Here is a 16932-nt window from a genome sequence, read left to right as displayed (position 1 = left end):
GTTCAGCCAGGGGCGTTTCTGCAACACTCTTGGGTGTACGAGTATTGTCATCACACCTCCTCTCTGGAGTTTCGTATACGAAAAGAATACCATTATGTATACGAAAAGAAAAGGGGTCGTTGGTAGGGTGTGAGGGCGAGGGGGCGAGGGCTTCGAGGATTGTCGGGTCTTCTCTCAGAAATGCTCTGTGGTTATTTGGCTGCCCCTGCCGGTAGAATCGCCTGTAGCGGTTCGGTAATTGCTCGACTCCTGTGGAGTTGAGATGATGGGCCAAGTGAACGATATGGGGCGCGATGTGGTGCGTCCCATTATTGTATGGCTAGAAAACCCAATGTTTCCAATATCTGAACGCCAATATAATGGTGACCCTCGCTCTGTCCGCCACCAAGGGTTTCAGGCAATTGCCTGAAACCCTTTTTCGTGTCGAAACGCCTGTCATTTCAAGTGTAATTTCAAGGGCTCTGGCGTGTCTTCTCGTGTGTCTTCGCGAGTGATTAGGTCTCGTTGGATTGTCGGCGTTTGCTGATGATGATTGCCACGGGCAGCACGGACGTGAATCCGAGACACATGATTACTACGGCGCCGAGTACAACCAAGGAGGTGTAGTCGCCATCCGCCACGTACCGGTTCGGGTCGGCTGGATCGTACCGTATGATTATGGCCTGCCCCACCTTGTATCGCGGCGGGGATGACGATACCGAGGACTCCTGTTCGTAGATTCTTCCGTCTACGTCGTACCGGAACACCGGCTTCCAGGTGACGGAGTCGTCGTCCTCGACGCGGATCATCTGTGTCACGGTGCCGTCGGTGATTTCGGTACAGTCCATTCGCAGGTTTATTTCGCCGATGAGGGCTCCGGCGAAGCCCACCAGCAGAATCACGCCGACGAGACTGAACCATCCGCATATAGAGTCCCGCATCCATCGATTCCAGAAACCGCGGATGCCGCCGCCGTAACGGGCATGCTGTTGATTGGTGTCGCTGGTTGATTCGGAAATGCTGTGATCGTCTGAAACCATGATTTGCCTTCCGCGAGCTTCTGCGATACTGCGTGCAGGTCGACGACGTCGTTGTTCGTTATTCCACTCCTGACTATATCAGGAGTAATCGTCTTGCCGGGGTGGATTTGAGATGATGGGCCAACATGAACAATGTGGGGTTCGATGCGTGGCGGCCCATTTTTATGGCTGGAAAACTCAATGTTTCCAATATCTGAGCGTCAATACAATGGTGACTCTCGCTTTGTCCGCCGCCAAGGAGGGTCTAGATGACCTGTCTAGACCCCTTCTCGTTGTTGCGTAACGCCTTATGGCTCCACTAGTGTGTATTTCTGCGTTACGCGGGGCTGATTTGGACTGTCGGGAAGGTCTATCTGTGTTACGAGGGGCTGGTTGCTGGAGTAGCAACGCCGCAGAATGGCTGAATGGCGTTGGCGCAATGCGGTTTCCACGCACGGGGCTTGGGGAAGCCAGCCCCTCGTAACGCAGATGGATGTTCCGGCAAGCGGAAATCAGCCCCTCGTAAGCGAGTTGGCTGCATAACTGTGCCTCAACTATCCGCTCGTACTGGACTGTGTGGGTCGAAACATAAGGTAAACGCGTCTGCGGTTTATGTTTCGACCCATTTTGAGGGTAGAGAATGGGACGAAACATAAACCGATGCCATGAATAACTTATGTTTCGACCCATGTGCTGCCGAAGAAGTGCTGCCGAAGAAGTCATCTGAAAGGCCGGCACCGACGTCCAAATACAGATCCCACTGGTCCGGCGACGACTGGTCCGGCACCGACCGCCAAAACGGCGTTCAGGCCCAAACCACCCAAGCCTGTTTTGTTCCATTGATTGTTCAGCCGTGGTGCGCGGCGAGGGGCATGACGAATGGCACGGCGAATAGTATGGCGAATGGCATGGCGAGGGGCATGACGAATGGCACGGCGAATAGTATGGCGAATGGCATAGCAAATGAGACTTCGATCACAGCTTCACACTTTGTTCACAGAACGGATACATGTCCGAGTGGCGAGGCGCGCGATTGGTGATATCATGTAACCGGTCACGCGATCAAGCGAACATCAGGATATGCGCAAGGGAGGAGTCAATTAGTTAACAGACTTAATGTATGTCGAAACGGTTGAAACAACATGTTTTTCCGCGAGGCTCGCTGAGATTGTTAGCAAAGTTGACAATTCTTAACAGAAAGCATAGATTGAGATTGTTCGTCACAGAGAAGTGATGAAGCCATAACGAAGGAGTAGAGATATGGTATCGCACAACAAGCGCCTTGTGGCTGCGCTCGCGGCGGTCGCCGCTATGGGTATGGGTCTTGCCGGTTGCGGCAGCGACACTGCCGGCACGGACAACGGTGGCAGCAGCGACGGCGGCAAGGTCACCATTACGTACATGCACCGTCTTCCTGATTCCGAGGGCATGACCCTGGTCAAGGACATCGTCGCCAAGTGGAACAAGGAACACCCGGACATCCAGGTCACGGCCACCAAGTTCGATGGCAAGGCCTCCGAAATGATCAAGAAGCTTGAGACCGACGTCAAGTCCGGCGAGGCTCCGGATCTCGCCCAGGTCGGCTACGCCGAGCTGCCTGAGGTCTTCACCAAGGGTATGCTGCAGGACGTCAGCCAGTACGCCGATCAGTACAAGGACCACTACGCCGCCGGTCCGTTCAGCCTGGCACAGGTGGGTGGCAAGACCTATGGCCTGCCGCAGGACACCGGCCCGCTGGTGTACTTCTACAACAAGGCCGAGTTCGACAAGCTCGGCATCACCGAGGTTCCGCAGACCGAATCCGACTTCATCGAAGCCGCCAAGAAGGCCGCCGCTGCCGGCAAGTACATCATGTCCTACCAGCCCGATGAGGCCGGCAACATGATCTCCGGTCTGGCCGGTGCCTCCGGTGGCTGGTACAAGGTGGATGGTGACTCCTGGGTCGTCAACACCGAGACCGATGGCTCCAAGGCAACCGCCGACTTCTACCAGCAGTTGCTTGACGCCAAGGCCGTGACCACCAACCCGCGTTGGGATCCGTCTTTCGATGCGTCCATCAAGAACGGCCAGCTCATTGGCGCGGTGGCCGCCGCTTGGGAAGCCCCGCTGTTCATCACCTCCTCCGGTGGCACTGGTGCCGGTGAGTGGCAGGTCACCCAGCTTGGTGATTGGTTCGGCAATGCTGGCAAGACCGGCCCTGACGGTGGTTCCGCTGTGGCTGTGCTGAAGAGCTCCAAGCACCCGAAGGAAGCCATGGAGTTCCTGGATTGGTTCAACACCCAGGTTCCTGACCTGGTCTCCCAGGGTCTGGTTCCGGCAGCCACCACCGAGGATGCCAAGACCCCGTCCGACTGGTCCGACTTCTTCAGCAAGCAGGACATCATGAAGGAATTCAAGGACGCCAACAACAACATGGGTGATTTCACCTACATGCCTGGCTTCTCCGCCGTCGTCGCCAAGATGAACGAGACCGCCGCCAAGGCCTCTGATGGCTCTGGCAAGGTCGCCGACATCTTCTCCGAAGCGCAGACCACTTCCGTGGATACGCTGAAGAACCTCGGCCTGTCCGTCAAGGAGTGATAACGGCTAAGGTCCCTTCCAGCCGCTAATCTCATCACTTGCAAATTGAAAGGCCGGAGCTCGATACTCCGGCCTTTTTTCATCCATGATGCAATCGGTCATCTTCGTGGGCATCCGATTTGAAACACCACGCATGACTGTTCATACTTCTTCTTTTTCACTGTTCTTTTGAAAGACAGGTTTCCTATGACTGCAACAACACAAACGGCGAAGACGGGAGTCGCCAAGCGTGCCGCCAAACCGAAGGCTTCCGACGCCGCCAAGCGTGAGAACCGCACCGGCTGGGCCTTCATGGCACCGTTCGGCATCCTGTTCGCTCTGGTCTTCATTCTGCCCATCATCTGGGCCATCTATTCGAGCTTCTTCCGTCAGGTCACCGTGGGCGGTGGCGCATACGGCGGCGGCGAACTGGTGAACAAGTTCGTCGGTCTGCAGAACTTCCAATATGTCGTCACGTCCGGAAACTTCTGGGCCGGCGTGGGCAGGGTGGTCATCTACACCCTGGTCCAGGTGCCGATCATGATCATTGGCGCATTGGTGCTGGCCATGCTCATTGATTCCTACATCGTCAAGCACATCACCGCATTCCGTCTGAGCTACTTCCTGCCATACGCCATTCCTGGCGTGGTGGCGTCCATCATCTGGGTCTACCTGTACAACGGTCAGATTTCCCCGTTGGTCAAAATGCTGGCCGCAATCGGTATCAAAGTCGATTTCTTCGCTGACAATGTCGTGCTCGCTTCCATGGCCAACATCACCACATGGACGTTCACCGGTTACAACATGCTGATCTTCCTCGCCGCGTTGCAGGCCATTCCGCATGACCTCTATGAGGCCGCCCGCATCGATGGCGCCAACGGCTTCCAGATCGCCATGCGAATCAAGCTGCCGAACGTGCGTGCAGCCGCTCTGCTGGCCATGCTGCTGTCCATCGTCGGCACCATCCAGCTGTTCAACGAGCCTCAGGTCATGGCCATCTCCGATCCGAGCATCTCGAAGTCGTACACCCCGATGATGATGGCCCTCAACACTTCGCAGGGCACATTGACCCCGGGTGGCGACGGTCCGGCATCTGCAGTGGCCATCGTGATGGCATTGATCGCAGGCGTGCTCGCCGTGGTCTACACGCTCGTTGAAAGGAAGGTGAACGCAGAATGAGCACCGCAGAACTGAATGACAAAGAATCCCGTGCCGCTGCGCGAGCACGCAAGAAGGCCGACAAGATCCGCGACAAGCACGCGAACGACCTGCCTCGCTCCATGCAGCCGAATGCGCTGGTCAAGACCGTCACCATCCTCGTGCTGGTCTTTGCGCTGATCTATTTCCTGTTCCCGATTTACTGGGCCATCATCGCGTCCACCAAGACGCCGAGCCAGATGACCAGCGGCAATGGTCTGTGGTTCGCAGTGGGGCTGCCTGATCTGCCTGCCGCCATCGCCAAGAACTATTCCACGCTGCTCGGTTGGACCCGCGGCCAGTTCTGGCGTTGGGTGCTGAACTCTCTGATTTACTCCGGTGTATCCGCGTTGGTCGGAACCTTGGTGGCCGTAATGGCCGGTTATGCCACCGCGAAGTTCAACTTCAAGGGCAAGAACCTGGCCATCGGCGTCATCATGGGCTGCATGCTGATGCCGGCCGCCCTGCTGACCATCCCGCAGTACTCCATCTTCCATGCCGTGCACCTGACCAACACGATGCTGGCCATCATCATCCCGTGCTGCGTCTCGCCGTTCGGCTTCTTCCTGGGCCGCGTGTATGCGCAGACCTCGGTGCCGAACGAGCTGCTCGAAGCAGCCCGCATCGATGGCGCCAGCGAGGCGCGAATCTTCTTCACCATCGTGTTGAGGATTCTCGCCCCGGCCATGGTCACGATCTTCCTGTTCCTGTTCGTGGCTACGTGGAACAACTTCCTGCTGCCGTTGATGATGGTCTCCTCCGACACCCTCAAGCCGGTGACTCTGGGTCTGTACGGCATGGTTTCGCTGGCCACGTTCACCGATCGTGGCGCCCTGATGATGGGTGCCCTGCTCGGCGTGCTCCCGGTGATCGTTCTCTTCCTCGGTCTCCAGCGTTACTGGCAGGCCGGTCTGGCCGCCGGTGCCGTCAAGGGCTGAGAGCACTGCCGCACATTCCACGCCGCCCGACATACTTGTACCACTCCTTCGATGTCGGGCGGTGTCTTCCTTTTACCTTTGGAAGGAGTGGACGCCCCGCAATCGTTGAGATGATCGCCAGGTTGGCGATGTCCTTGATTGCGGGGTGTGATCATATGCTTCCGGTGCTGTGGTCGGTTCCGCAGGGTTCCCGCAGTCAGAATCCTGATTTGGAGCCGATTGCGGTGCCGGATTTTTTGTATGAACGTATGCCGGCGGCTTCTGTGATCGTTCTCATTGGACGTAGTCCGATGCATCGAGGTGCGTCACCGTATATTCACACCATATGTTCATGCGAACCGCCCGAGTTTGTTTGATTTTGTCACTATTTTTCAGTAAACTCAGAAGTGAAAGAACAAAAGCGCACATTCTGGAAACAGAAATGCACATCCTTCAAGGAGAGCACATGACCACTGTTCTGGTTACGGGTGGCGCGGGCTTCATTGCCACCCATACTGATGTAGAACTCTTGAACAAGGGATACGATGTGGTGTCCGTAGACAACTACGGCAACTCATCCCCGATCGCCCTCGACCGCGTCGAGCAGATCACCGGCAAGAAGATCAAGCGTTACGACGGCGACGTGCGTGACGAAGCTCTGATGAACAAGATCTTCGATGAGAATCCGATCGACTGGGTCATCCACTTCGCCGGCCTCAAGGCTGTGGGCGAGTCCGTGGCCAAGCCGATCGAATACTACGACAACAACCTGTACTCCACGCTGGTGCTGCTCAAGGTGATGCGCGCCCACAACGTGAAGAAGATCATCTTCTCCTCCTCCGCCACCGTCTACGGCACTCCGAAGGAGCTCCCGATCACCGAGGAGACCCCGACCGGCGGCACCACCAATCCGTACGGCACCTCCAAGCTGTTCCAGGAGCAGATCCTGCGCGATGTGCACGTGGCCGACCCGGAGTGGACCATCGTGCTGCTGCGCTACTTCAACCCGGTTGGCGCCCACGAGTCCGGCCTCCTCGGCGAGGATCCGAAGGGCATCCCGGCGAACCTCACCCCGTACGTGGCCAAGGTCGCCATCGGCGAGCTCAAGGCCGTGCAGGTCTTCGGCGACGACTACGACACCCCTGACGGCACCGGTGTGCGCGACTACATCCACGTGGTCGACCTGGCCAAGGGTCACGTCGCCGTCATCGATCACATCGACAAGACCGGCGTCTTCACCTACAATCTGGGCACCGGCCACGGCTACTCCGTGCTCGAGGTCATCAAGGCCTACGAGAAGGCCGCCGGCCACGCCATCCCGTACGTGATCAAGCCCCGCCGCCCCGGCGACATCGCCGCCTGCTACGCCGACGCCTCCAAGGCCGCACGCGAGCTGGATTGGAAGGCCGAGCTGACCATCGATGATATGGCCAAGTCCTCCCTCAACTGGCAGACCAAGAACCCGAACGGTTTCCGCGACGCCAAGTGACGAGACTCGGTTTACTCGGCTTATTTGCCGAGCCGCTGATTCGCTAATCATATGACTAAGTCCCCTCCAACGAGAGGGGACTTAGTCATATATGGGCTCCATACAAGATCGGCGCATGCGCGGTCATACGATTCGTCGGTCAGCCGCCCAGCGCGTGAGCTCGGTGCGGTTGGAAAGCTGAAGCTTTCTCAGCACCGAACTCACGTGCGTCTCCACGGTTTTGATGGAGATGAACAGCTCCGCAGCCACCTCCTTATAGGTGTATCCGCGGGCGATCAGACGCATCACCTCCTGCTCTCGTGCGGACAGCCTATTTAGTTCCTCGTCGTGAACCGGCGTGTCGGAAGCGGCCCCGAACGCGCCGCCTTGGAATGCCGACAAGACGAATCCGGCCAATTTCGGCGAAAAGACCGCATACCCTTCCTGTACCTGCTTGATGGAGGAGATCAAGTCGGCGCCGGTGATGGTCTTGGTCACATAGCCACGCGCGCCGGCGCGAATCACCGAACCCACGTCCTGCGGGGCATCGGAAACGGACAGTGCCAGAAACGCAGTGTTGGGGGAGTAGGGGCGCGATTTCAGCAGGATTTCCGCGCCTCCGCCGCCTTCACCGCCCGGCACGTGCACATCCAGCAACACCACTTGCGGCTTTGTCTGGGCGATCACCGCCACGGAACTCGGCACGTCGGCCGCCTGACCCACAATGTCGAATTCATCGCGCAGCGTGGCGATGACTCCCGCGCGGAACATCTCATGATCATCGACCACCGCCACGCGGATCCTCGTATCATCCGTCTCGCTCATGCTTTCTCCTTCCATGTCTGCCGTTCTCTTCTCCCGAAGCCGGAACGCGATGCTGCGCTCACATGCCGCCTGATGCGGTGTCCGCTGTGGTTTTCGGCGCACTTGGCGTTTTCGGCGTATTCGGCGCAATCGGCATATGCATGCGGACCTCCGTGCCCCATCCCGCTCTGGATACGATTTCAACTGTACCGCCCCGGCGTTCGACGCGGCCGACAATCGATTCCCGAATGCCCAGTCGGTCTTTGGGCACGGTGTGGATATCGAAACCGGTGCCATGGTCACGCACGAACACCTCCACCAATGAAGGACCGGCCTCACAATAGAGCGAAATCGGTTCTCCGCCATGCGTCACGGCATTGACTAGCGCCTGACGGGTGGCATCCAGCAAGGCATCGGTCTGTGCGCTGGGTCTTGCGTCCCCCACGGTGACCACTTCGATCGGCTTGCCGTGGCCATCTTCGACCTCGGCGGCGATGGACCTGAGCCCCGCGCTCACCGAGCGGTCGGTGGTGGAACGCTCCTGATACAGCCATTCGCGCAGTTCGCGCTCTTGGGCGCGCGCCAGGGTGAACACGCTTTCCGGCTCTGAGGAATGCAGCTGAATAAGCGCCAGCGTCTGTAACACGCCATCATGCAGATGCGCCGCCATGTCCGCGCGCTCCTCCTCGCGCTCCTTGAGGGACTGCTCGCGTGCGAGTTGTTGCAGCATGGTATTGGCCCATGGCAGTATGGCCACCACCATCGCAACGATCATCAGAAAACCGGACGCCATGATTCTCCGGGGCGAGGTGCCCCAGCCGATGAACGAAACGTTGGACACATACATGGCCCAGCCGATGAAGATCAGCAGCAGTCCACCCAGCATGGAGGCCAGTTGTATGCCTCGGGGTGCCATATTCATCCAAGCCAGTGCGATGCCGGCGAACACCAGGAGCAACGGCATGATGATCGCATCATCCACACCGGCGCTCATGAACAGCATGCCGATGGCCATCAATGCGAAACCGCCAAGGGCCACAAGCGCGGGTTTGGGGGCGCGCTGCACCGCTTCGGTCAGGGATTCATTGGTGCCGAAGACGTCTTCTGCGGGGATCGCGGATCCATGCGCGTTGACCGGTTGGTTGCCTTTGGACAAAGGTGCCTGATCGGGCGGAACCGTGTCCCTCCGGGCTGCCGTCGCGGCGACCGGGTCTCCGGCAGGTACGAAAATCCACAGGAAGACATACCCGATGATGCCGGAACCATACAGCATCGTCAATACGATGAACGCCAATCGGACCCAGACCACGGAGACGCCCAAATGCAAGGCGATGCCTTGGCATACGCCGGTCAGCCATCGGCCGTGCTTGGGGCGCATCAGGGGCATGCGCGACGGCAGCAGGGGCTCGGCGTCATGCAGGGTAGATGAGGTCATGATTCCATTGTGCCGCGTTCGGGGAGCCCACATCGGGTTTTACGCCGATGTTCAGGGACGAATCAGGGTGTTCTCCGGGGAGTATGCCGCGCGCCGCGCGCTGTAATGGAACCATGAGCAATCCGAATATGAATCACCATCAACCGCAGAGTCAGAACACTGTACTGCAGCGGTTCTTCACTTGGATACGTTCCAGCGGACTGATGCGTGGCGACGACCGGTGGGTCGGCGGCGTATGTAGCGGCATCGCCGCGCGACTCGGCTGGAGCCCGACCTTGGTACGTGCGCTGGTCATCGTCTTCACACTGTTCTTCGGTTTCGGCGCGGCACTGTACGCGTTCGGCTGGTTCCTGATGCCTGATGCTCGCGATGGTCGCATTCTCGGCGAGGAACTGTTCGCCGGCAGATGGGATTGGAACTGCCTCGGTTGCTTTGTGTTCTTTGCCGTGGCGTTGCTGATTCCGGGGGCTGGCTGGGTGTGCATCGTGCTGGCGTTGCTCGCCTTGTGGTGGCTGGCCAAAAGCGGCATACGGCAGCGCGAGGGATACGGGTTCGGGTATCGCGGACCACAGCGCAATGGTATGCAGCGCAACGGTATGCAGCGCAACGATTCGGCCGCGCCGTATGCGGGCGGGCAATATGCGCAGCCGGGATTTACGCCGACCGGTGCTCCTAATGGCATGCCGGGAGGCGTTCCGTACGCACCATACGGCTCGCCTCAGTCATATGCCCAGAACGGTGCCGGTATGCCTGGGGCGGCATCTGCCGGCTCATATGGCTCCGTTGATACGACTCATGCGGCATCGGTGAATCAGCCAACCCAGCCCCCGGTCGGTATCTTCCATCCGGCTCCTGCTACGTCGCAGGAATCCCCGTTCATGCCGCAGGCATCTCCTGCCGCGCCGCAAACGCCGTTGGGTGAGCCGCAACCATCGCCATATGTTTCACAGAGTGTTTCACATAATGGTGCGAATGCGGGTGCCCCGGCACCGGCAATGACCGCGAGCGCCGTCGTCGCGCCCCCGCAACAGTCTTCGCGCCGCAAACCCGCAGGTCCTATCGTGGTACTGGGCATCCTGGGTGTCGCCTGCATTTCCTTCGCCGTACTGATGGGATGGATATGGTTCGACGATTTGGGCATCGAATCCATAGTGCGTTGGGGAACCATATGGATTTCCGCAGTGTGCGTGCTGATGGGCATTGTGGTCGTGGCGCTGGGTATCAAAGGCCGGCGGGCCGGAGGGCTGATTCCGCTGGGCCTTATCGCCGGATTCTGCGCCACATGCATGATCATGGTGAGCAGCACATATTCGGTGCATTGGTACCGCTATACGCTTGCCGATAGGCAGAATACCTTGCAGACCATCGAACTCAAGGAAGGTGCGGGTTCCGAGAACTGGTATGGTATGAACGAAGTGCAGGTCGGTCGCACGTTCGCTGCTGATTCCAGTGACCGCACATTCGGCAAGCTCGAGCAAGGTGTGGCGTTTGACGGCGATAGCTATGACGAAAGCAAAGCCATTCTCGATTTGTCCGCATGGGGAGACCTCCATCAGCCGCATCAGGTGAAAACGTATAGCGGCAAGACCATTACCAGCAGTTGCCCGGTCGGCAGCATCAAGGTCGCCGCCAGAAGCGCGCAGGTGCACATCATCTTGCCGGACGGCTGCACGTACGGCTTCGGTTCTGAGCAAACCGGATACATGATTGGGCCTGCCAGTGTAGGCGGCAAATACACTCTGGTATATGACACGTCCGGCTCGTTCAATTTCTCGTTGGATGGCAGCTCGACGTTTCCTTCCGCGCCTATAGGAGAAAAGAACTATGAATGGATGACGAACTCGCCTGACCTGGAACCGGAATCCGGCCCCGAACTGCTGATCGCCGTGCCCTATGCCGTGGAAGGCCGTGTCAACGTGGTCTACGCGTCCGATTGGGAGGATTACAACTTCCGTGACTATGCCGACAGGTATGGCACTGAAAGTGGGAATAAGGAACGCCAGCGGTATCTGGATGCCGAATCCGATTCCGCAGCCGGCAATCAGGATTCCGGCACATCCAATGATTCCAGCAAGGAGACGGAACAATGAGCAACGACGTCAACGAAACCAAGGAATACCATTCCGTTCAGGATATGGCCGAAACCCAGGCCTTGCCCGCTGAACCGCAGCCTGATGCTGCAGGAGGTGACACTTCGGTCTTTATGTCTGTGGCCGATGGCAGCCAGACTCAGGTGCTGCCTACGGAAAACGACGGGCAGCGTACGGCAGCGCTCAATGTGCAGCCGCTTGATGGCGAACAGGCTGAGACTGGCACTATGGCACTGCAGTCGGTGGCTGATGCTCAGGAGGTGGATGCTGCTGATTCCACAATGGATGATGCCGAGAAGACTGAAGCCTCAGATTCCGCGACTGATGACGGCACCAAGGAGACTGCGGCCAAGCCTGATTTGGATGCGCCATTGGCGGACGCGTTCGCGCAGCCGGCGGCCGCCGCGCCCACGGTGACTGCTGCAACAGCTGCCGCTGTGCAAGACGCCGATGTGAAAGCACCCAAGCGCGGAGCCAGTGTCCCGACCATCATCTTCGGCGTTCTCGGCATTCTGGTCGGTGCTGTCGGGCTGTTGTTCGGCTGGGCGTTCCCCGGTCTGATCATTCAGAACATGCTGATCGTCGATCCGCGCATGCTGGCGGCCATCGTATGCGGTGTGGTGGGCGTGATTCTGGTGCTTGTGGCCGTTATCTGGGCCATAATGGGCTCTAGAAAACAGCGCGGGTGACGGTGAGTTGGACAGTGCTGCGAGTACACCTGTTGACGTCGCAGACCGGGGAGGACTGATGAAACGAGTGGCGCGGGTCGCTGCAATCGCACTGGTGCTGATGCTGGTATTCGCGCTGCTTGGTTGGATGATGATGCCAAGATGGGACAGCCGGCCATATACCGATCACATCGATGTGTCCTCCTCCGAACCGGCGATTATTCCGGCACATGCCTCCATCGCACATGAAGGGCGATACCCCACTCGTGAAACGCAGCTGTCCATCGATATCGGCAATGGCAAAGCGCTGTCCGCCATCCTGCGGGAACCGGTGGGTGCTGCCGGTCCTCGTCCGGCATGCCTGTTCATCCATGGTTCGGGAACCAGCGGGGCCGAGGATTTCGGCGACATCGCCAATGCCATGGCTTCGGCCGGCATCGTGACCCTGGTACCTGCCAAAAGCAGTGACGACTACACCGTGCTGCATCGTGATTATCCGCGATTCGCCTCGGAATACGGGCGTGCATTCGATACGTTGCTTGGAATCCGAGGCGTGGACCGGTCCCATGCCGGCATCTATGCCGAATCCGAGGGCACCTGGATCGCCACGATATTGGCATCCCAGCGTCATGACATCGCCTTCGCGGCGCTCACGTCCGCACCGGTGTTCAAAGGCCGCGAGCAGATGGCTGTGGCCATGAGCACGTATGCGCATGAGGCCGGGGCTCCCAAGCCGGTCATCGATGACACGCTGAAGCTGCTTTCGCTCGATTACAGGCCGTTCGGATTGCAATACGCCGACTTCGACGCGGACCATTATCTCGAATCCCTTACCATGCCCATTCTGGTGAGTTACGGCGTATACGACACCGCCATGCCCATCGAACAGGGGGCGCAGCGCATCATGCAGGTCGCGCAACGCAATGGGAACCATGATGTGACTGTGCGATACTTCGCCGGCAACCATCAGATGAGAGCCGGCAGGGGCCTGTTCGCCCCTGGCCTGCCGCTTGCGGATGGGTACACGCAGGCGCTGGAGAACTGGGTGAATGGTGTCGCATCAGGCGCGGTAGCCAGTGGATGGGCCACGCCTCAGGTGGCTGGAGTGAAGCCGAATCAGCAGTTCGCGGCTCCGGAACGCACCAATTCGGGCATCATCGGTTCGCTGGGCGTGTTGTTCGGCGTCATGTTGGCCGGACCTGTGCTGTTGGCGCTGGCGTTCCTGCTGGGCATCGTGGCGACGATTCGGGCCGGCGTGCGTGAACGTGACGGATTGGTACGCGTGCGTGGCAGGTACGTGTCGCTGCGATCGGCGCCCGCCGCACATGACACGGGGCGACAGCGGTATGCCAATGTCAGTGTGGCCGAACCATGCTGGAGCATGGGGTTGTCGGCTCTGGTCCTGTCTTTGCTGGTGTATGGGTATCTGTCGGCCGTCGGTGCCGCAGCGGTATTCGCCCTGACGCCGGCTCCGCATATGTTCGGCATCGGTTGGCATATGCTGCAGGTGCTGACGGTGGTCGTGGTAGTGGTGTTCGCGTGGGGCATGGAATCACTCTGGGCCAAGCGCGGACGCATCGATGGCATACGGCGTGCGATCTGTGTGCTGGTGATCGCCGCTGTGCTATGCATCTTCCTATCTCTGGCCTTCTGGGGACTGTTCGGCCTCTAGCGGTCTGCATCCATACCAGGGCTCCCCTTGTCAGGACAGCACCGTAAAGCAAACAGCGGAGCTGTTTGTAGGTGCTGTGCGAGCCGACAGGCGAGCTGGCAAACCATGCGCGAAGCGCGTCCACGATTGCAGGACGAGCTGGCCTGCGAAGCAGGACTGAGGGGTAGTCATTTTCGTCCTGGTTCTGTTGCCGCGGCACACTAGTGCTGCGCGTCCTCGGCTTCGACCAAAGAATCGAAGCCGCCGAGCCGTACCGTATGCAGCAGTGTCTCCTCGGTGATGTTGCGCTGCGGGGAGACTTCGGCGCGCTCGCGGATCATGGATTCATACAGCCTGAAGGTGGCTTCGGAATACGTGCCCAGTTCACCACGCAGATACGTCTCGAACGATGTGGCCGCCGAAGTATCCTCACTGGTGGTGAGTACACGCATGGCCTGTCCGAGCTTCGGGTATCGTGCGCGGAAATCAGCCGCCCATGCCACCTGCTGTGCAATCACCTGTTCCTGCCGCGCGATACGGTTCGGGGACAGTGCGGGGATGTAGGGCTTGATGTCGCGCGCATACTCCTCGGGCGCGGTGGACGCCATCATGCGACCGTATTTTTCCGTGATGAGATTGCGCCCTTCATGGTCGGCCTCATCCAGATCACGTGCATAGCTGGCCAGCAGATCATGCTGCCAGGTGCGGAATTGGGCCAAACGCATCTGATGGAACACCGGCCAATTGCCTTGGCATGCTGCACGGCCGCCCTCGTTGTTGGTGTCCTGGAACTGGTTCCACTCATGGCGCACGATGGCTTCACGCAATGCCTCATCGGTTATTTCACTACCCATGTCGTCCCCGATTCATCACAGGCTGTGCAGCACGGGTGTGTCGGAGGTGATGTGTTCCTCGACGTAGGGGCGCTGCCATTCCAGGAAGGTCTCGCCGGATTCGGTCAGACGCTCCCGTTTGAGTTCCTTGACTGTTGCGGCCGCGATTCGCTCCACAATGTCGGTAATCTGATGGACGGCGGTGTCTGAGCCCTTGCCTCCTTCGCCGAACGCCGCGCCGCCATAGCAGGCGGCGGATCCCAGGCGCATCATCGTTTCCAATTGTCCGCAGATATCCGGCAACAATGCGAACATCGAGCCGGAAAGCCTGCGCAGCGCGGCGAACCGCCACTTGTAATACGGCGCATATCCCACCACCATCGGCCTGTTGATGAGGAACACCAAGGAAGAGGCGGCTTCGACGAACTCGCTGATTGACAGCCATGCCGCCGCCGAATCACCTCGACGCAAGGAGCGGGGAAGATTGTATTGTCCGGCCTGGGCCATCATGCCGAGACGGCGTGAGATCAGGGAGAGCCTCACATCGTCGGGCATGTCCTTGAACCCTTGGCGCACTTTGGAAAACGCGCCTATGGGGTCTTGGAATATCACGCCGTTGGTGGCCGCGGACAGTGTAGCCTCGTCCAGCATCAGCCATTCATGCGGCGCATCCTGTGCGGGTGCCTGATCGTAGCCGGTGATCGATCGGAAGAAATCGCCGATGCGGAATACGCCGTCGCGCCGGCCTTCACCCTGCGCTCGCGGTGTGGTGGGGGAATAGGGGTGTGCGGAGGAATCCTGCGTGAGGCTGTCTTCCGGAATGGCGTTCTGCGGGGTGCCGCTTACCGTCGTTCGGCCTGTCTGTTCCGTGCCTGCGCTGTTTTCGGAGTCGAAGGTCACCTTGCCGGTGCCGCTGATGGTGAATCTGCGCGGCAACGCCTCATAATCGGCCTGCAGACGTTCGCCAATAGCATCGTAGTCCTCGTCGGAAAGCCACAGGCAGAAGCGGGGGCCGAAATCGTGATCCTGCGAATACTGGTCGTCGAATCCGTAGCATTCCGAACCATGGCCCACCAAGCCTGCGGCGATGCGGCTGGCATACTGCGGGTACCGTCCTGCGATCATAGGCTTGCCCACTTGCTCCCAGAATGCGCGGGCCAGCGCCAGACCGGAGACCGGAATCGTCGCGGGGGAGTCGGCCCCGGCATCGGCGGCGGTGGAGCCTGCACTGGAGGAGACGGAGCCTGTATCGGAGGCGACACCGGTCGCGGAGCCAGGCATTGCGGAACCGCGCGGGGTCTCGCCGTTGCCGTCAACATGCGCCTCGGCTTCGCGAAGGTTCGCATCGGTGGTGCGGTAATAGTCGGTATCCTTGCCGTAGCATTCGGCGATCACCGCGAGTGCATTGCGATAATGGGCGGCCGCCTCGCCATAACGCCCCTCGGCATACAGCACTTGCGCGTAGCCGGCGAGCGCGGATGCATAGTGGGCGGAATGCGTCAGCCTTCCGGTTTCATAGATGGTCAGCGCTCTGTCGGCATGGGTGTGTGCTTCCTTGAGCCTGCCTTCCTGAAGCAGCACCAAAGCCAGATTGGTGTGCGATGAAGCCACGTCAATGTCGGCGTCGGGGTTCACGCTTGCCGCCTCGATGATATGCAGCGCCTGCCGCAATTCGGTTTCCGCCTGTGGTAGACGGTCGGTCTCGCTGTAGAGCATGGAGAGGTTATTGTGGAGCGCGGCAAGACGTCGGTCATCGGGCTGATACACCTTCTGTGCACACGCCAATGCTTGGTGATACAGGTCCTCGGCCTGGTCATAGTGGTGTGCCGCGCGCATGGCGGTGGCGCAGTTGATCAGGGTGGTGGCCCATCCTTCGGTGCCTTCAAGCCCCATATGCAGCGCCAGCTCGATGGCGCGCTGCACGATCCACTGGTTCTCCTTATGCCGTCCCTGCGAACGGTAGAACCCCATCGTCTCGTTCAATACCGTCAACAGTCCGGCTTCGTCGCCGGCGTTTTCCGCATCCACGGCGGCCTGTTCCAGATAGGGGCCCGCCTTCTCCGCGGCATCGTGGGCGTCGAAGATGGCGTCGAGACCGTGGAGGAATGCGTTGACGTCGAAGTCGTGCGGCTCGTCATTGCCGTGCGCGTCCGTCGAATCGTCCGGTGCGTCGAAATCGTGTGCGTGCTTCGTCTGCATGCCGAGCAGTGCCTGCTCCAGCTGCGCTTCCGTCGCATCCTCGCCCATGTGCAATCCCTTCGTCGTTGAGATATCGGTCATCGATAGGTTCCAGCGTACTGGGTGTGGATTCT

At 59.4% G+C, this 16932-nt stretch carries 12 protein-coding genes; 7 read left to right on the top strand and 5 right to left on the bottom strand.

Annotation, left to right across the window (positions count from 1 at the left end; genetic code table 11):
• Nucleotides 1–494 precede the first annotated feature (494 nt).
• The gene (locus BW09_RS02470; protein ID WP_044088952.1) at nt 495–1019 is read right to left on the bottom strand and encodes a DUF3592 domain-containing protein; all 525 of its coding nucleotides are present in this window, start codon (nt 1017–1019) and stop codon (nt 495–497) included.
• 1239 nt (nt 1020–2258) lie between these two features.
• On the opposite strand from BW09_RS02470, the gene BW09_RS02465 reads away from it, so the two are divergent.
• The 4 genes from BW09_RS02465 to galE all read left to right on the top strand — a co-directional run bounded on the left by BW09_RS02465 (nt 2259) and on the right by galE (nt 7160).
• Nucleotides 2259–3578, top strand: a complete 1320-nt coding sequence (locus BW09_RS02465; RefSeq protein ID WP_140464665.1) for an ABC transporter substrate-binding protein — start codon at nt 2259–2261, stop codon at nt 3576–3578.
• Nucleotides 3579–3764: 186 nt separating this feature from the next.
• Nucleotides 3765–4736, top strand: a complete 972-nt coding sequence (locus BW09_RS02460; RefSeq protein WP_140464663.1) for a carbohydrate ABC transporter permease — start codon at nt 3765–3767, stop codon at nt 4734–4736.
• Entirely contained in the window at nt 4733–5692 is a 960-nt protein-coding gene (locus tag BW09_RS02455; RefSeq protein WP_140464661.1) for a carbohydrate ABC transporter permease, read from the top strand. Before BW09_RS02460 ends, BW09_RS02455 begins: the two co-directional genes overlap by 4 nt.
• A gap of 445 nt (nt 5693–6137) precedes the next feature.
• Nucleotides 6138–7160: a UDP-glucose 4-epimerase GalE gene (galE, locus tag BW09_RS02450; protein WP_140464659.1), complete on the top strand. Its 1023-nt coding sequence runs from the start codon at nt 6138–6140 to the stop codon at nt 7158–7160.
• A 123-nt stretch (nt 7161–7283) separates the two neighbouring features.
• On the opposite strand, the gene BW09_RS02445 is transcribed toward galE, so the two are convergent.
• Together BW09_RS02445 and BW09_RS02440 are read right to left on the bottom strand one after the other, a co-directional pair.
• Entirely contained in the window at nt 7284–7964 is a 681-nt protein-coding gene (locus BW09_RS02445; protein WP_044088957.1) for a response regulator transcription factor, read from the bottom strand.
• A 58-nt stretch (nt 7965–8022) separates the two neighbouring features.
• Nucleotides 8023–9378: an ATP-binding protein gene (locus tag BW09_RS02440; RefSeq protein ID WP_140464657.1), complete on the bottom strand. Its 1356-nt coding sequence runs from the start codon at nt 9376–9378 to the stop codon at nt 8023–8025.
• A gap of 113 nt (nt 9379–9491) precedes the next feature.
• Here BW09_RS02440 and BW09_RS11055 point away from each other — a divergent pair, with 113 nt between their 5' ends.
• Genes BW09_RS11055 through BW09_RS02425 form a run of 3 tightly spaced genes read left to right on the top strand, consistent with a single transcriptional unit; the run spans nt 9492 to nt 13808 of the window.
• Nucleotides 9492–11468, top strand: a complete 1977-nt coding sequence (locus BW09_RS11055) for a PspC domain-containing protein (protein ID WP_258184949.1) — start codon at nt 9492–9494, stop codon at nt 11466–11468.
• A complete protein-coding gene (locus BW09_RS02430) occupies nt 11465–12157 on the top strand; it encodes a hypothetical protein (protein WP_044088959.1) in 693 nt (230 codons plus the stop codon). Before BW09_RS11055 ends, BW09_RS02430 begins: the two co-directional genes overlap by 4 nt.
• A gap of 58 nt (nt 12158–12215) precedes the next feature.
• Nucleotides 12216–13808: a S9 family peptidase gene (locus tag BW09_RS02425; RefSeq protein ID WP_044088960.1), complete on the top strand. Its 1593-nt coding sequence runs from the start codon at nt 12216–12218 to the stop codon at nt 13806–13808.
• A 200-nt stretch (nt 13809–14008) separates the two neighbouring features.
• Here the strand turns inward: BW09_RS02425 and BW09_RS02420 are convergent, their stop codons facing one another.
• Both BW09_RS02420 and BW09_RS02415 read right to left on the bottom strand, forming a co-directional pair.
• Nucleotides 14009–14641: a DUF4125 family protein gene (locus BW09_RS02420; protein WP_140462662.1), complete on the bottom strand. Its 633-nt coding sequence runs from the start codon at nt 14639–14641 to the stop codon at nt 14009–14011.
• Nucleotides 14642–14656: 15 nt separating this feature from the next.
• Nucleotides 14657–16867: a DUF4037 domain-containing protein gene (locus tag BW09_RS02415; RefSeq protein ID WP_140462717.1), complete on the bottom strand. Its 2211-nt coding sequence runs from the start codon at nt 16865–16867 to the stop codon at nt 14657–14659.
• Nucleotides 16868–16932 lie beyond the last annotated feature (65 nt).

The organism is Bifidobacterium sp. UTCIF-1 (assembly GCF_006408915.1).
In the GTDB taxonomy this organism is placed as follows: Bacteria; Actinomycetota; Actinomycetes; order Actinomycetales; family Bifidobacteriaceae; genus Bifidobacterium; species Bifidobacterium reuteri.
The sequence above is the reverse complement of the archived record's forward strand: the minus strand, read 5'-3'. Positions and strand labels throughout refer to the sequence as shown.

What these genes read in the sequence shown, in the direction of transcription:
- BW09_RS02470 (WP_044088952.1), bottom strand. Translation starts at nt 1,019, where the DNA reads ATGGTTTCAGACGATCACAGCATTTCCGAATCAACCAGCGACACCAAT.
- BW09_RS02455 (WP_140464661.1), top strand. Translation starts at nt 4,733, where the DNA reads ATGAGCACCGCAGAACTGAATGACAAAGAATCCCGTGCCGCTGCGCGA.
- BW09_RS02445 (WP_044088957.1), bottom strand. Translation starts at nt 7,964, where the DNA reads ATGAGCGAGACGGATGATACGAGGATCCGCGTGGCGGTGGTCGATGAT.
- BW09_RS02465 (WP_140464665.1), top strand. Translation starts at nt 2,259, where the DNA reads ATGGTATCGCACAACAAGCGCCTTGTGGCTGCGCTCGCGGCGGTCGCC.
- galE (WP_140464659.1), top strand. Translation starts at nt 6,138, where the DNA reads ATGACCACTGTTCTGGTTACGGGTGGCGCGGGCTTCATTGCCACCCAT.
- BW09_RS11055 (WP_258184949.1), top strand. Translation starts at nt 9,492, where the DNA reads ATGAGCAATCCGAATATGAATCACCATCAACCGCAGAGTCAGAACACT.
- BW09_RS02425 (WP_044088960.1), top strand. Translation starts at nt 12,216, where the DNA reads ATGAAACGAGTGGCGCGGGTCGCTGCAATCGCACTGGTGCTGATGCTG.
- BW09_RS02460 (WP_140464663.1), top strand. Translation starts at nt 3,765, where the DNA reads ATGACTGCAACAACACAAACGGCGAAGACGGGAGTCGCCAAGCGTGCC.
- BW09_RS02430 (WP_044088959.1), top strand. Translation starts at nt 11,465, where the DNA reads ATGAGCAACGACGTCAACGAAACCAAGGAATACCATTCCGTTCAGGAT.
- BW09_RS02415 (WP_140462717.1), bottom strand. Translation starts at nt 16,867, where the DNA reads ATGGGCGAGGATGCGACGGAAGCGCAGCTGGAGCAGGCACTGCTCGGC.
- BW09_RS02440 (WP_140464657.1), bottom strand. Translation starts at nt 9,378, where the DNA reads ATGACCTCATCTACCCTGCATGACGCCGAGCCCCTGCTGCCGTCGCGC.
- BW09_RS02420 (WP_140462662.1), bottom strand. Translation starts at nt 14,641, where the DNA reads ATGGGTAGTGAAATAACCGATGAGGCATTGCGTGAAGCCATCGTGCGC.